Raw genomic sequence first — 13,919 nt, 5'->3', positions numbered from 1 at the left:
GCCGCGGGGGTGACGCCGCTGCGGGTGACGCCGCCGCGGTGGCGCCGCACCGCTGTCACCGCTGCACCGCTGTCGCCACGCAGGGGCCGTCGCCCGGCGGACGCGCTCCGCCGGGCCGGCGTGCTTCGCCGACTGCCCGCTTGGGCAACCCCCTGGTGGGGGCCTCCGAGAGCTGCGCCTCTATGCGCGCCGCCCCGCTACGCGCGAGACGCCCCGCAAGGAACCACTGAGGCGCCGCCCCGCAAGGAACCACCGAGACACCGTCCCACAAAGGGCCACTCAGACGCCGCCCCCCAGAGGCGATTCCGGGCGCGCCGTCCCTAGTCCGTGCCCTTGGCCGTGCCGCTGTCTTCGGTCCGCTCCTCGTCGTAAGCCGACGTCCCCTCGTCCAGCAGCGGCTGCTGCGTCTTGAGGTGCGCCGGGGCCAGGGCGCGGAGGACGTGGTAACCGGAGAGGACGACGATCGTGCCGAGGGCGATGCCGCTCAGCTCGAAGTTGTCGGAGATCTTCAGGCTGACGCCGCCCACGCCGATGATGATGCCCGCGGCGACGGGGACGAGGTTGAGCGGGTTGCGCAGGTCGACCTTGTTGTGGACCCAGATCTGCGCGCCGAGCAGGCCGATCATGCCGTACAGGATGACCGTGATGCCGCCGAGCACCCCGCCCGGGATCGCGGCGACGACCGCGCCGAACTTCGGGCAGAGCCCGAAGAGGAGGGCGAAGCAGGCGGCGGCCCAGTAGGCGGCGGTGGAGTAGACGCGGGTGGCCGCCATGACGCCGATGTTCTCGGAGTACGTGGTGTTGGGCGGGCCGCCGAGCGCGGTGGAGAGCACGGACGCGGCGCCGTCGGCGGAGATCGCGGTGCCGAGCTTGTCGTCCAGCGGGTCGCCGGTCATCTCGCCGACCGCCTTGACGTGTCCGGCGTTCTCGGCGACCAGCGCGATGACGACCGGCAGCGCGACCAGGATCGCGGACCACTGGAAGCTCGGTCCGTGGAAGGACGGCAGGCCCACCCAGTCGGCCTTGCCGACGGCGGAGAAGTCCAGCCGCCAGTGGTCGGTGACCTTCCCGGCACCGTTCTGGGAGTGGATCATCCCGAAGACCAGGTCGAAGAGCCAGGAGACGAGATACCCGAAGATCAGCCCGAGGAAGATCGCGATGCGCGACCAGAAGCCGCGCAGGCAGACCACGGCCAGCCCGGTGAAGAGCATGGTCAGCAGCGCCACCCACTGGTCCTGCGGCCAGTACGTGCTCGCGGTCACGGGGGCGAGGTTGAAGCCGATGAGCATGACGACCGCGCCCGTGACGACGGGCGGCATCGCCGCGTGGATGATCCGCGCGCCGAACCGCTGCACGGCCAGCCCGATGAGGAAGAGCACCGCGCCGACCACGAGGACCGCGCCGGTCACGGTGGCGCTCGTACCGCCCTGGGCCCGGATGACGGCGGCGACGCCCACGAAGGAGAGGCTGCACCCGAGGTAGGAGGGCACCCGGCCGCGGGTCGCCAGCAGGAAGATCATCGTCGCGACGCCGGACATCATGATGGCGAGGTTCGGGTCCAGGCCCATGAGGACCGGAGCGACGAACGAGGCGCCGAACATGGCCACCACGTGCTGCGCGCCGAGGCCGGCGGTACGCGGCCAGGACAGCCGCTCGTCGGGTCTGACCACGGCTCCCGGCGCGGGTGTGCGCCCGTCTCCGTGGAGGGTCCAGCGCACGCCGAGGCCCATGGAAGCTCCCGTTCTCGTCTTCTCGTCAAGTCGTCGTGAGGCCACCGACCGGCGGTGACCGGCCAATGTTAGTGCGGGCCGGGTCCGCTTCCTCCGGTTACGGTCCGGATTGGCCGCGGATGGAATCGGTCACTCGGCCCGGGGCTGAAGCAGTCTAAGCGCATGCTTACGATGAGATGGTTCAACTTTTGAATGCATCCGAACGCCCCGGTTCCGGACGTGTCGCCATGGCCCGCCGCGCCGGTCCCGGGCGTGACCACCCCGTCCGACCGCACCGCAGCACCAGGAGTACGACCGTGAGTGACGCCGCCCCGTATACCGCCGAGACCCTTCCGTACGGCGAGCTGGTCCCCGTGACGGTCCACTTCGACGACCTCGACGCGCTCGGCATGCTCCACAACTCGCGCTTCCCGCTGCTCGTCGAGCGGGCCTGGGGCGCGTACTGGCACTCGCACGGCTTCGGGTTCACCGGCGACTGGGCGAGCGCGGGCGACATGGCCAACGTGATCAAGGAGATGCGGGTCTCCTACGAGGCGCCGATCACCCGTCCCGGCACCTTCGCCGCCCACCTGTGGGTCGAGAAGCTGGGCCGGACCAGCCTCACCTACGGCTTCCGGGTCTGCTCGGCGGACGGCGCGACCACGTACGCGCAGGGCCACCGCATCCTGGTCCGTGTCGACGCGCAGACGCTGCGCCCCGCGCCCTGGACCGACGAGGCCCGCGCGATCGCCCGCAAGCTGGCCCGCCCGGAGGCCCTGCCCGACGCGAGCTGACCCGACGCGAGCTGACCCGACGCGAGCTGAGCGCCGCGGCCGACGGGCTGCCGCGGCGTCGCGCCGGCCCGCCGCCCGTCATGACCCCTTCAACGAGTCGCCCCTCACGACCCCTTCAGGTCGAACGTGGTCGAGCTGACCGAGGCGCGGCGCTCCGGTGCGCGGAGTACGCCCGCGCCGAGCACCAGGCCCAGGGCCAGCGCCGTGATCAGGACGAACGAGCTGGTCAGCGAGGTGGCCTGGGCGATCGAGCCGATCGCGGAGGGCGCGATCAGCCCCGAGGTGTACGTGATCGTCGCGACGCCCGCGATGGCCTGGCTCGGCGCCGGGCCGCTGCGCCCCGCCGCGGCGAACGCCAGCGGGACGACCACCGCGATGCCCGTGCCGATCAGCGCGAAGCCCGCCACCGCCATGGCCGGGTGCTGTGCCGTGACGATCAGCAGGCCGCCCACGGTGGCCAGTACGCCGCTCGCGCGCACCGTGCGCACCGGGCCGAAGCGGGCCACCACGTGGTCGCCGGCCAGCCGGGCCACCGCCATCGTGCAGGTGAACGCGGTCGTCGAGACCGCCGCGAGCCCGGCCGACGTGCCCAGTACGTCCCGCAGGTACACCGCCGACCAGTCCAGGCTCGCCCCCTCGGCGAACACGGCGCAGAAGCCGATGGCGCCGATGATCAGCGCGGACTTCGGCGGCAGCGCGAACCGGGGCGGCGGATGCTCGTCCGGGGCGCTGCGCAGGTCCAGTACGCCCTGGCAGAAGACCGCGCCGAGCACGGTCAGCACGCCGGCCGCGAGGGCGAGGTGCAGGCGGGCGTCGGTCTCGGTGTGCGCGGCGACGGTGCCGGCCGCCGATCCCAGCAGCGAGCCCACGCTCCACATGCCGTGCAGCCCCGACATGATCGGCTTGTCGAGGCGCTGTTCGACCTCGACGCCCAGCGCGTTCATCGCCACGTCGGACATCCCGGCGGTGGCCCCGTAGACCAGCAGTGCGCCGCAGAGCGTGTAGAGGTTCGGGGCGACCGCCGGGAGGACGAGGGAGAGCGTCCAGAGCGCCAGGAGGCCGCGCAGCGCCGTACGGGCGCCGAAGCGGTGGCTGATCCGGCCCGCCAGCGGCATCGCGAGGGACGCGCCGATCGCGGGGAAGGCGAGCGCGAGCCCGAGCTGCCCCGCGCCGGCCCCGGTGTGTTCCTGGATCCAGGGAACGCGGGTGGCGAAGTTGCCGGTCACCGCGCCGTGCACGAGGAAGACGAGCGCCACCGACCAGCGTGCGCGGCGCAGTTGGGGAGGCGGGACTGCCGTGGGGGAACCACCGTTGGCTGGCATGGCGATGAAACTATCAGGACCCCTGCCTATTAACCGCAGAATATGTCGGGGGTTCGGTCTGGAAGGATTCCGCCATGCCTGACACCACCGCGCGACCCGGCAGTACGCCGGCCGGCACCGCCCCCCGGGCCCGGTCCCGTACGGCGTCGCCGCGCACCGCGCGGGCCATCAATGACCGCTTCGCACTCCAGCTCCTCGAAGCAGAAGGCCCCTTGACGGCACATCAGCTCAAGGAGCGGACCGGCCTGTCCCGGCCGACGGTCGCCGACCTCGTGGACCGGCTGGGCGGCGCCGGGCTGATCGAGGTCGTCGGCGAGGCGGGTGCCGACCGCCGCGGCCCCAATGCCCGGCTCTACGGCATCGTCGCCGGCCGCGCCCACCTCGCCGGGATCGACGTCCGCACGCACGGCGTCACCGTCGCCGTCGCCGACCTGCTCGGCACCGTCCGCGCGCAGGAGTCCGTGCCGGTCGCCGCGGACGCCGCGCCGGAGGAGGCGCTGGCCTGCGCGTACGCAGCGCTGGACCGGGCACTGGAGCGCGCGGGCGGGGTCCGGCCGCACACCGTCGCGGTCGGCGCGCCCGGCCTGGTGGACCCCGCCACCGGCCGGCTGACCGGCACCGGAACGCTGCCCTCCTGGCACGGCGCGCTGGTCGCGGGGCTGCGCGACCGGCTCGGCGTACCGCTGCTCCTGGAGAACGAGGTCAACCTCGCCGCCATCGCAGAACGGCGGGACGGCGCGGCCCGGGACCGGGACACCTTCGTCCTGCTGTGGCTGGGCCACGGAGTGGGTGCCGCGGTCGTGCTGGACGGCCGGCTGCGCCGCGGTGCCTCCGGAGGCACCGGTGAGATCGGCTTCCTGCCCGTGCCCGGCACGCCGGCCCTGCCCAGCGCCACCGGCTGCGACGGCGGCTTCCACTCGCTGGCCGCCTCCGGCGCGGTCGTCGAGCTGGCGGGGGAGTACGGATTCGTGCCCGCCGGGCCGGGGGCCGGGAGCGACACGGGCTCCGGCACGGACGACGAGGCGCCGGCCGCCGAGCGCGTCGTCCGCGCTGCGGTGGCCGCGGGGTCCGCGGGCGCGGACTTCCTCGACGCGCTGGCGCGCCGGATCGCGGTGGGCGTGGCCGCGGTGACCGCCCTCCTCGACCCCGGCTGCGTCGTGCTCGGCGGCGAGATCGGCCGGGCGGGCGGCGCGGCGCTCGCCACGCGGGTGGCCGCCTGCGCGGCAGGCATGTCCCCCCTGCACACCGAGGTGCGCGCGGGCACGGTCGGCGGCCGCGCCGTGCTGCGCGGCGCCGTACTGGCCGCCAAGGACGCGGCCCAGGACGACCTGTTCGCCCCGGAGGGCGCGGCGCGCTGAACCGCCCCGGCGCGCCGAAACGTGCCCGGGCGGTTCACAGCAGGTTCACGGCGGCGGGGGCCCGGACGTCTCCTGCTGCGGCCACGGGGACGGATCGGCGGCCCAGCCACTCAGGAGGCGGTCGAGGGCGGCGAGGCTCAGCGGCTTGGCCAGGTGCGCGTCGAACCCGGACCGGGCCGACCGGTCGCGGTCGGCCTGCCGGCTGAAGCCCGACACGGCGATCAGCCGCGTGCGGGCGGCCGGCAGCGCCTCCCGCAGCCGGCCGGCGAGGTCGTGGCCGTGCACGTCGGGCAGCGCCAGGTCGCTCAGTACCAGGTCGAAGGGGGCGGCGCGGGCGGCGGCCAGCCCCTCCACGCCGGTATGACACACCGTCACCCGGTCGCCGCCCCGCTCCAGCAGGGCGCGGTAGCCGGTGGCCAGGTCGGCGTTGTCCTCGATGACCAGGATGCGCAGCGGCGGGCGGCGGAGGGCCGGTTCCCTCTTGTCGGGCGGGTGTTCGGCCGGCAGCGAAGGGGCGGCCAGCGGCAGGCGGATGCGGAAGCACGCGCCGCTGCCGGGGCCGTCGCTGTGCGCCCGTACGGTGCCGCCGTGCAGTTCGGCGATGCCGCGGACGATGGGCAGGCCGAGCCCGAGCCCGCCGGTCGTGGTGTCCGAGGCCGGGACGGCGCGGACGAAGGCGTCGAAGAGGGTGTCGGCGACGGCCGGATCGAACCCGATGCCGTCGTCGCGCACGGTCAGCACCGCGTGCCCCGCCTCCGCCGCACCGGAGCCGTCCACCGTGTCCAGCTCGACCTCCACCCGGCCGTTGGGCCGGGTGTACTTGCGGCCGTTGCTGAGCAGATTGGCGGTCAGCTGCGCGAGCCGGACGCGGTCCCCCTCGACGTGCACCGGCCCGGACGGCATCACGACCAGCAGCCTGCGCCGCGTCCTGGCGTACTCGGGCAGCATGTCCTCGGCCGCGGTGGTGACCACGGAACGCAGGTCGAGCCGCTCGCGCGCCAGGTTCAGCCGGCCGGTCAGCGCCCTCGTCGCGTCCAGCAGGTCGTCGGTCATCCGCGCCATGTGCGAGATCTGCCGCTGGAGTACGGCCAGCGCCTCGCGCGGGGGCGGACCGTCCAGCGCGAGCAGCTCGCCGGCGGCCTGAAGGGCGGCCATGGGATTGCGCAGCTCGTGCGAGAGAGTGGCGATGAACCGGTCCTTGGCCTCCTGCTGCTCGCGCAGCGCAGCCCCGGCGGTGGTCAGCGCGTCGTTGGCCTGCCGCAGCCGCTGGTTCGCCTCCTGGACCTCACGGCTGCGGGCGAACAGCTCGCTCTCCACCCGGTCGGCGCGCTGCTGTTGTTCGGCGGCTGCCCGCCGCTGGCGCCGCCCGGCGCGGCGCAGACGCACGAACTCGGTGACGTCCTCGACCCGGTGGATGATGTGGGTGAGCGTGCCGGAGCCGTCCAGGACCGGGGTGTTGACCGGGGACCAGTACCGCTCCACGAAGGTGCCGCCGGGCCCGGCCGGGATGTCGTACCGCTGCATGGCCATGGTGTCGGGCCGGCGGGTGGCCAGGACGGTGCGCAGGGAGCGGGCCAGGTTCCGCACGCCGTCCGCCGCCGGGTCGGCGGGGTTGTCGGGGAAGACTTCGAAGATCGGGTGGCCGAGGAGGGACCGCCGGTCGGTGACGGTGGCGGCCAGGTACGCCCGGTTGACCTCGACGATGCGCAGCTCGGGGTCCAGGACCAGGTAGGGCGAGGGTGTCGCGTCGAACAGCGCGTGATAGTCCGGCGTCGGGGCATCGCGGCGAGCGGTGCCGTCCCGGTCGGGCCCCTGGGCCATGGCGTGTCACCTCGTGCGGAGTGCGGGTGAGTCATCCGGGCGGGTCGTCCGCCACGTCCAGCCGGTAGCCGAACCCGCGTACCGTCGTGATCCGCGGTGCCCCGACCCCGGCGGCCAGCAGCTTCCGCCGTACGCGGTAGACGTGTTCGGTGACGGTGGCCGGGTCCTGCCAGTCGGCGCCCTCCCACAGCCGCTCCAGCAGCTGGCCGGGGGAGAAGGTCTGGCCGGGGGAGGCCGAGAGGAACTCCAGCAGCGCGTACTCGCGCGGCGTGAAGGCGATCGGGCCGCCCACGCTGCGCACCTGCCGCGCCCCGGTGTCCACGACGAGGTCGCCCAGCCGGAGAACGGGCCGTCGCCCGGCCTTTCCCCTGTCCTCCCGGGGCGCGGTGCGGCGCAGTACGGCCCGCACACGGGCGGCCAGTTCACGCTGCGAGAACGGCTTGACCACGTAGTCGTCGGCGCCCAGCTCCAGGCCGAGCACCCGGTCGGTCTCCTCGCCGCGCCCGGTCACGATGATCACCGGCGGGCCGTCCTCGTCGCGCATGCCGCGCAGCAGGTCCAGGCCGTTGCCGTCGGGCAGCCCCAGGTCGAGCACCGCGAGGTCGACCGGATGGCCACGCAGTACCGCACGGGCCGACCGGACGTCGTGCGCGCTCACCACGGCGAAGCCCTCGCGTTCCAAGTAGGCCCGGGACATCGCGACCAGGTCGGGCTCGTCCTCGATCAGCGCGACCACCGGCCGGCGCGTGGCCGGCACGCTGCCCACTGCTGCGCTGGACCCGGTCGGCCCGGAAGGTGACGGCAACGGTGTTCCCGCGTGGCTCGCAGAGTTGATCCGGCGTTGATCCGGCGTGCAGGAGGCGGCCAGCCTGCCGCGCTATCACTGGAGCACCGGATCTCGAAGTGCTGTCGACCGCAGCATCTCACGTGAGGACGAGGGGCACCATGAAGCGCGTTGAACCGGGTGGAAGGGGGCTCCGACGAGATCCGGCGAGGCTGCTGCCGTCCGCCTGCCCGGACCCCGCTCACCCCCAGGATCCCGCGATGCCCGACCCCGATCCCGACCCCGGTGCCGATTCCGCCCCCGAGGAGCACGAGGGGGCACTCGCCAGGGCCCTGCTCAATCTCATCCAGGTGCGCGCCGACAGTACGGCGGGCCCGCTCTCCCGCCGCCTGGTCTCGCACTGCCTCGCCCTGCTGCCCGTCGATGCCGTGGGGGTCATACTCGTCGTCCCCGCGCCTCCGAAGGACGGGAAGCGCGCCGGTTCCCCGAGGAAAAGCGTCCAACTGACCGCCGCCTCCCACGAGGTGCTCCGCGGCGTGGAGTTGTACGAGATCGAGACCGCGGACGGGCCGTGCATGGAAGCCGTGCGCACCGGCCGCCCCCACCACGTCGCGGATTTGGCCGGCCGGCAACGCCGTTGGCGCGCACTCGCCGTGCGGGCGACGGCCGCGGGCTACCGGGCCATGTGGGCCGAACCGCTGCGCCACCGCGACGGCGCCGTCGGGGCCATCAACCTCTACTGCCGCGACGCGGGGACGCTGGACGCGCGCCACCGGCAGCGCGCCCGGAGCCTGGCCGGCGCCGCCACCACCGGACTGCTGCTCCAGCGGACGCTCACCGACTGCCACATCCGGACCGGCCAGCTCCAGCAGGCCCTGTCGTCCCGCGTCCCGATCGAGCAGGCCAAGGGCATCCTCGCCGGCCGGTTCGGCCTCTCCCCGGAGGGCGCCTTCGAAGTGCTCCGCACCTACGCCCGGGCACACCAGATGCGCCTGCGCGACCTCGCCACCGCCGTCATCGACGACCCCACGGGGCCCTGGCCGCCCCCGGAACCGGGCCGGCCGGAGAGCTGACCCGCCGGGCGCTCAGCCGCCCGCTGCGTCGTCGGTCCCCACCGCGCGCAACCCCGGTACGCGCCCGCCGCGTTCGGCCAGGAAGTCCGCGTAGCGGATCTTGCCGACCGCATGGTCGGGGGCGAGGTTGCCGCCCGCCCGCAGCGCCCGGTACGTCGCCCCGGGCAGCAGCACCGGCACCATGAGGCGGCGCCGCCCGCCCGCGCGCAGCGTGAGACCGACCAGCTCACGCGCGTCGAGCACCTCGGGGCCGCCCATCTCCGGTACCTGCCCGGCCGGCTCCCCGTACGCCAGCTCCACCAGCCGCGCGCCCACCTCGCGGACATCGACGGGCTGGACCCGTACGGCCGCCGGGGCCGGCAGCACCGGCGACCGTGCGCCGGCCTTCACCAGCCGCAGCACGAGATCGTGGAACTGCGTCGTGCGCAGCACCGTCCACGGCACGTCCGACTCCGCCAGCAGCCGTTCCACCTCGCGCTTGGTGCGGTAGTAGCGCAACGGCACCCGGTCCACGCCGACGATGGAGATGTACACCAGATGCCGTACGCCCGCCGTCCGCGCCGCGTCCACCAACTGTCCTGCCGCGTCCAGGTCACCCCCGGCCGGCGTCGACGCGCAGTGCACGATCACCTCGGCGCCGGCCGTCGCGTCCGCGAGCCCGACACCGTTGCGCAGATCGACGGCGTACGAGCGCAGCCTGGGGTTTTCCGTCCGAGTGTGCGGCCGGCGGCTGAGCACCCGCACGGTGTGTCCATCGGCCAGCAGCCGGTCCACCACGACCCGTCCCAGGGTCCCCGTCCCGCCGGTCACCAGAAACGTCGTCATCGCCCGCTCCTCCCGGAGACTGTCCTGTCGTGCGACCGCGCCGGGCGCAGTCTGCCACCGTAAGAACTCCCCGGGAACGCGCGGAGAACTCCCGGGGCCGGTGCGTACATGCCCCGCCACCCAGTGTGAGCCAGCCCACAAGCGTGCGCCCGCATGGCCGACGATCAGACGTGGCAGACTGGAGGGGTACTGACATACGCAGCGCACTCCGGGGTCGGTGAAAGTCCGAACCGGCGGTTACAGTCCGCGACCCGTCCGCAGCCAGCGGCCGGTTGAGCAGGTGAAATTCCTGCACCGACGGTTAAAGTCCGGATGGGAGGCAGTGCGCGGCGGGCGAGCAACACCGGTACACCGCCGCCGGCGGTCCCGTCCACGACGGTCGGGATCACCCCTCAGGCCTCGGTGACCGTGCTGTTCCGTACCGCTTCTGTCGCTCGCGACAGCCCCGGAGTCCGTGCCCGAAGAGGCAGGAGGACCCGGTGGCCGCCACAGCCCCCGCTGAGACCACGGCAATGCGCCGGGCCATCGCGCTCGCCTCGCGCGGCCTCGGGCACACCAGCCCCAACCCCGTCGTCGGCTGCGTCATCCTCGACGCGCACGGTGCCGTCGCCGGTGAGGGCTGGCACCAGCAGGCGGGCGGCCCGCACGCCGAGATCCACGCCCTGCGTGCCGCCGGCGAGCGTGCCCGCGGCGGTACGGCGCTGGTCACCCTGGAGCCCTGCAACCACACGGGCCGCACCGGTCCCTGCGCCCAGGCCCTCGTCGACGCCGGGGTCGCCCGGGTCGTCTACGCCGTACCGGACCCCAATCCCGCCGCGACCGGCGGCGCCACCACCCTGCGGGCGGCCGGCGTCGACGTGGAGGGCGGGCTGCTGGTCGACGAGGCCGCCGCCGGGAACGAGGCCTGGCTGACCTCCGTACTGCGCGGCCGCCCCTTCGTGTTGTGGAAGTACGCCGCCACCCTCGACGGCCGGATCGCCGCCGCCGACGGCACCAGCCGGTGGATCACCTCCCCGCAGTCCCGCGCCGACGTGCACCGGCTGCGCGCCCTGGCCGACGCGGTGATCGTCGGCTCCGGCACCGCCCGCGCCGACGACCCGCAGCTCGGCGCCCGGCTGCCGGACAGCGAGGTCACCCAGCCGCTGCGGGTGGTCGTCGACTCCTCCGCCACGGCCGTGAAGCCCGGTGCCCGGGTCCTGGACGGCACGGCCCCGACGCTGATCGCGGTCGCCGCGGACGCCGACACCGCCCACCTCGAAGAACTCGCGCCCCTCGTCCGGCTGCCGCGCGCGGCCGACGGCCGGGGCCTGGACGTGCCGGCCCTGCTCGGCGCGCTCCACGACCGCGGCGTGCGGTCCGTCCTCCTGGAGGGCGGCCCCACCCTCGCCGGGTCCTTCCTCGCCGCCCGCGTCGTCGACAAGGTCGTCGGCTATCTCGCCCCCGCGCTGCTCGGCGCGGGCCCGGCCGCGCTGGGCGACGCCGGAATCTCCACCATCGACCGGGCGTTGCGCCTCGACGTGACCGATACCGAACGGCTCGGTCCCGACCTGCGCATCACCGCCACCCCCGCCCTCCACGAGGAGAACTGAAGTGTTCACCGGAATCGTCGAAGAACTGGGTGAGGTCGTCGCCGTCGAGACGCTGACGGACGCTCCCCCAGCTACCGCTGGGGGGACCCCCAGTCGCTACGCTCGCTTCCGGCTGCGCGGCCCCGTCGTCACGGAGGACGCCAAGCACGGCGATTCCATCGCCGTCAACGGCGTGTGTCTGACCGTCGTGGAGACCGCGGACGGCGAGTTCACCGCCGATGTGATGGCCGAGACGCTGAAGCGGTCCAGCCTGGGCGCGCTGGAGAAGGGCTCCCGAGTCAACCTGGAGCGCCCGATGGCGCTCGGCGGGCGGCTCGGCGGCCACCTCGTCCAGGGGCACGTCGACGGCACGGGCACCATCGCGGAGCGCACCCCCGGGGAGCACTGGGAGATCGTGAAGGTCGCCCTGCCGGACGGGCTGGCCCGGTACGTCGTCGAGAAGGGCTCCATCACCGTCGACGGGGTCTCGCTCACCGTCGTCGAGGCCGGGGACGACTACTTCACCATCAGCCTCATCCCCACCACCCTGGACCTCACCACCCTCGGCATCAAGCAGGTCGGCGACCCGGTGAACCTGGAGGTCGACGTCCTCGCCAAGTACGTCGAGCGGCTGCTCGGCAAGGACGCTTCGGGAGACCCGCGATGACCGCCCTGACCTGGCTGAACGGTGAGGCGTTCGCCGCCTTCGGCCAGCACGTCATCTGGTCCGACATGATCGGCAACACCGTCGGCCTGCTCGCCCTGGCCCTCGGCTGGCGGCGCTCCATATGGACCTGGCCCGCGCAGTTCCTCTCCGGCGTCATCCTCGTCGCCGCGTACGCCTCAGCGCAGCTCAGCGGTGGGGTGGGCAAGCAGCTGCTGGTCATCGCCGTCGCCCTGTGGGGCTGGCGGCAGTGGCAGCGCGGCCGGCAGCAGGCCCAGGACGGGACGATCGCCGTCCGCTTCGCCACCTGGCGCGAGCGCTCCACGCTCCTCGCGGGCACCGCCGTCGGTACCCTCGCCGTCGGCTTCCTCTTCACCCAAGTCCCCCAGCTGTCCTGGAACCCCTGGCCGGACGCCTACATCTTCGTCGGCACGCTCGCCGCGATGGTGGCCCAGGCCCGCGGCCTCGTGGAGTTCTGGTTCGCCTGGCTGCTGGTCGACGTGGTCGGCGTCCCGCTGGCCTTCAGCAGCGGCCTGGCCTTCTCGGGCCTGGTCTACGTCGTCTACCTCGGTCTCGTCCTGTGGGGCCTGCGCGACTGGTGGCTGCGCTCCCGCACGAGCCCGCAGCCCGTCCTGGAAGGAGCGGCGGCATGACCGCACAGCAGAACTGGTACGAAGGCCCCGACGCGACCGACCTCACCCTCGACCCCGTCGAGCGCGCCATCGCCGACATCGCGGCCGGCCGCCCCGTCGTGGTCGTCGACGACGAGAACCGCGAGAACGAGGGTGACCTCGTCCTCGCAGCGGAGAAGGCCACCCCCGAGATCGTCGCCTTCATGATGAGCGAGTGCCGCGGCCTGATCTGCGCGCCCATGGAGGGCTCGGAGCTGGACCGGCTGGAGCTCCCGCAGATGGTCCAGCACAACACCGAATCCATGCAGACGGCCTTCACCGTCTCCGTGGACGCCACCGGCGAGCACGGCGTCACCACCGGCATCTCCGCCGCCGACCGCGCCATGACGCTGCGCCTGCTGGCCTCCGGCGAGTCCGAGCCCGGCGACTTCGTGCGCCCCGGCCACATCTTCCCGCTGCGCGCCAAGCCCGGCGGCGTCCTGGTACGCAACGGCCACACCGAGGCCGGCGTCGACCTCGCGCGGCTCGCCGGGCTGCGGCCCGCCGCCGCGATCGTGGAGATTGCGGGCGAGGACGGCACCATGCTGCGGCTGCCCGAGCTGATCCCCTTCGCCCGCAAGCACGGCCTCGCGATCATCTCCATCGAGGACCTGATCGCGTACCGCCGCAGCGCCGAGCCCACCGTCCGCCGCGAGGCCACCACACGGCTTCCCACCGCCTTCGGCGACTTCACCGCGCACGGCTACCGCTCCACCGTGGACGGCGTCGAGCATGTCGCGCTGGTCGCGGGCGACCTCGACGACGGCGAGGACGTGCTGGTCCGGATCCACTCCGAGTGCCTGACCGGCGACATCTTCCACTCGCTGCGCTGCGACTGCGGCCCGCAGCTCCAGGAGTCGCTGCGCCGGATCAGCGAGGCGGGCCGCGGCGTGGTGATCTACCTGCGCGGCCACGAGGGACGCGGCATCGGACTGCTGTCCAAGCTGCGCGCCTACGAGCTGCAGGAGCGCGGCCGGGACACCCTGGACGCCAATCTGGAGCTGGGCCTGCCCGCCGACGCCCGGGACTACGCCGCGGGCGCCCAGATCCTCACCGACCTGGGCGTGCGCTCGCTGCGCCTGATGACCAACAACCCCGAGAAGACCGCGGCCCTGGTCGAGTACGGCCTGCACATCACCGGCCGGGAGCCGATGCCGGTCCAGGCCGGCGAGCACAACCTGCGGTACCTGCGCACCAAGCGGGACCGGATGGGGCACGACCTGCCGTGGCTGGACCCGGCGGACCGGGCCTCGGCCTGCAACAGCCAGTAAGACCCGCACAGAGTCGGCAAGACACGCACATCCCACTTCCCTATTACGCACCACCAGTA

12 protein-coding genes and 1 riboswitch are annotated in these 13,919 nt (G+C 73.7%); of the genes, 7 read left to right on the top strand and 5 right to left on the bottom strand.

Features of this window, described 5'->3' with window-relative positions; genetic code table 11:
• Positions 1 to 320 precede the first annotated feature (320 nt).
• Positions 321 to 1,730, bottom strand: a complete 1,410-nt coding sequence (locus tag ACIGQF_RS04785) for a uracil-xanthine permease family protein (protein WP_399705557.1) — start codon at positions 1,728 to 1,730, stop codon at positions 321 to 323.
• 296 nt (positions 1,731 to 2,026) lie between these two features.
• Here ACIGQF_RS04785 and ACIGQF_RS04780 point away from each other — a divergent pair, with 296 nt between their 5' ends.
• Complete coding sequence (locus ACIGQF_RS04780; RefSeq protein ID WP_399705556.1) at positions 2,027 to 2,503, top strand: acyl-CoA thioesterase; 477 nt, start codon at positions 2,027 to 2,029, stop codon at positions 2,501 to 2,503.
• A gap of 104 nt (positions 2,504 to 2,607) precedes the next feature.
• Here ACIGQF_RS04780 and ACIGQF_RS04775 read toward each other — a convergent pair whose 3' ends face one another.
• Entirely contained in the window at positions 2,608 to 3,825 is a 1,218-nt protein-coding gene (locus ACIGQF_RS04775; RefSeq protein ID WP_399705553.1) for an MFS transporter, read from the bottom strand.
• 74 nt (positions 3,826 to 3,899) lie between these two features.
• Here ACIGQF_RS04775 and ACIGQF_RS04770 point away from each other — a divergent pair, with 74 nt between their 5' ends.
• Positions 3,900 to 5,183, top strand: coding sequence for an ROK family transcriptional regulator (locus ACIGQF_RS04770; RefSeq protein ID WP_399705551.1), 1,284 nt, complete (start codon positions 3,900 to 3,902; stop codon positions 5,181 to 5,183).
• A 45-nt stretch (positions 5,184 to 5,228) separates the two neighbouring features.
• On the opposite strand, the gene ACIGQF_RS04765 is transcribed toward ACIGQF_RS04770, so the two are convergent.
• Positions 5,229 to 7,004, bottom strand: a complete 1,776-nt coding sequence (locus ACIGQF_RS04765) for an ATP-binding protein (protein ID WP_399705548.1) — start codon at positions 7,002 to 7,004, stop codon at positions 5,229 to 5,231.
• A 31-nt stretch (positions 7,005 to 7,035) separates the two neighbouring features.
• On the bottom strand, positions 7,036 to 7,761 hold the full coding sequence (locus ACIGQF_RS04760) for a response regulator transcription factor (RefSeq protein WP_399705546.1): 726 nt from the start codon (positions 7,759 to 7,761) through the stop codon (positions 7,036 to 7,038).
• A 287-nt stretch (positions 7,762 to 8,048) separates the two neighbouring features.
• On the opposite strand from ACIGQF_RS04760, the gene ACIGQF_RS04755 reads away from it, so the two are divergent.
• Positions 8,049 to 8,861, top strand: a complete 813-nt coding sequence (locus ACIGQF_RS04755) for a GAF and ANTAR domain-containing protein (protein ID WP_399705543.1) — start codon at positions 8,049 to 8,051, stop codon at positions 8,859 to 8,861.
• Between the two features lie 12 nt (positions 8,862 to 8,873).
• Here the strand turns inward: ACIGQF_RS04755 and ACIGQF_RS04750 are convergent, their stop codons facing one another.
• Positions 8,874 to 9,686 carry an SDR family oxidoreductase gene (locus tag ACIGQF_RS04750; protein WP_399705540.1) on the bottom strand — a complete coding sequence of 271 codons (813 nt, stop codon included), beginning with the start codon at positions 9,684 to 9,686 and terminating at the stop codon, positions 8,874 to 8,876.
• 199 nt (positions 9,687 to 9,885) lie between these two features.
• Positions 9,886 to 10,016: riboswitch (FMN riboswitch) on the top strand.
• A 182-nt stretch (positions 10,017 to 10,198) separates the two neighbouring features.
• Between ACIGQF_RS04750 and ribD the strand changes: the two genes are divergently transcribed.
• The 4 genes from ribD to ACIGQF_RS04730 are packed head-to-tail and all read left to right on the top strand — an operon-like array spanning position 10,199 to position 13,860.
• Positions 10,199 to 11,275, top strand: coding sequence for a bifunctional diaminohydroxyphosphoribosylaminopyrimidine deaminase/5-amino-6-(5-phosphoribosylamino)uracil reductase RibD (gene ribD, locus ACIGQF_RS04745; RefSeq protein WP_399706366.1), 1,077 nt, complete (start codon positions 10,199 to 10,201; stop codon positions 11,273 to 11,275).
• A gap of 1 nt (position 11,276) precedes the next feature.
• On the top strand, positions 11,277 to 11,921 hold the full coding sequence (locus tag ACIGQF_RS04740; protein ID WP_399705538.1) for a riboflavin synthase: 645 nt from the start codon (positions 11,277 to 11,279) through the stop codon (positions 11,919 to 11,921).
• On the top strand, positions 11,918 to 12,571 hold the full coding sequence (locus ACIGQF_RS04735; protein ID WP_399705535.1) for a nicotinamide riboside transporter PnuC: 654 nt from the start codon (positions 11,918 to 11,920) through the stop codon (positions 12,569 to 12,571). The genes ACIGQF_RS04740 and ACIGQF_RS04735 overlap by 4 nt, the downstream gene beginning before the upstream one ends.
• Positions 12,568 to 13,860: a bifunctional 3,4-dihydroxy-2-butanone-4-phosphate synthase/GTP cyclohydrolase II gene (locus tag ACIGQF_RS04730; RefSeq protein WP_399705532.1), complete on the top strand. Its 1,293-nt coding sequence runs from the start codon at positions 12,568 to 12,570 to the stop codon at positions 13,858 to 13,860. Before ACIGQF_RS04735 ends, ACIGQF_RS04730 begins: the two co-directional genes overlap by 4 nt.
• Positions 13,861 to 13,919: the final 59 nt, after the last annotated feature.

This window comes from Streptomyces sp. NPDC053560 (assembly GCF_044544605.1).
Lineage (GTDB): Bacteria > Actinomycetota > Actinomycetes > Streptomycetales > Streptomycetaceae > Streptomyces.
This window is presented reverse-complemented; position numbering and strand designations above follow the sequence as displayed.

Coding starts and splice junctions, on each gene's coding strand:
- ACIGQF_RS04785 (WP_399705557.1), bottom strand. CDS start 1,730: ATGGGCCTCGGCGTGCGCTGGACCCTCCACGGAGACGGGCGCACACCC.
- ACIGQF_RS04775 (WP_399705553.1), bottom strand. CDS start 3,825: ATGCCAGCCAACGGTGGTTCCCCCACGGCAGTCCCGCCTCCCCAACTG.
- ACIGQF_RS04770 (WP_399705551.1), top strand. CDS start 3,900: ATGCCTGACACCACCGCGCGACCCGGCAGTACGCCGGCCGGCACCGCC.
- ACIGQF_RS04765 (WP_399705548.1), bottom strand. CDS start 7,004: ATGGCCCAGGGGCCCGACCGGGACGGCACCGCTCGCCGCGATGCCCCG.
- ACIGQF_RS04755 (WP_399705543.1), top strand. CDS start 8,049: ATGCCCGACCCCGATCCCGACCCCGGTGCCGATTCCGCCCCCGAGGAG.
- ACIGQF_RS04750 (WP_399705540.1), bottom strand. CDS start 9,686: ATGACGACGTTTCTGGTGACCGGCGGGACGGGGACCCTGGGACGGGTC.
- ribD (WP_399706366.1), top strand. CDS start 10,199: ATGCGCCGGGCCATCGCGCTCGCCTCGCGCGGCCTCGGGCACACCAGC.
- ACIGQF_RS04735 (WP_399705535.1), top strand. CDS start 11,918: ATGACCGCCCTGACCTGGCTGAACGGTGAGGCGTTCGCCGCCTTCGGC.
- ACIGQF_RS04730 (WP_399705532.1), top strand. CDS start 12,568: ATGACCGCACAGCAGAACTGGTACGAAGGCCCCGACGCGACCGACCTC.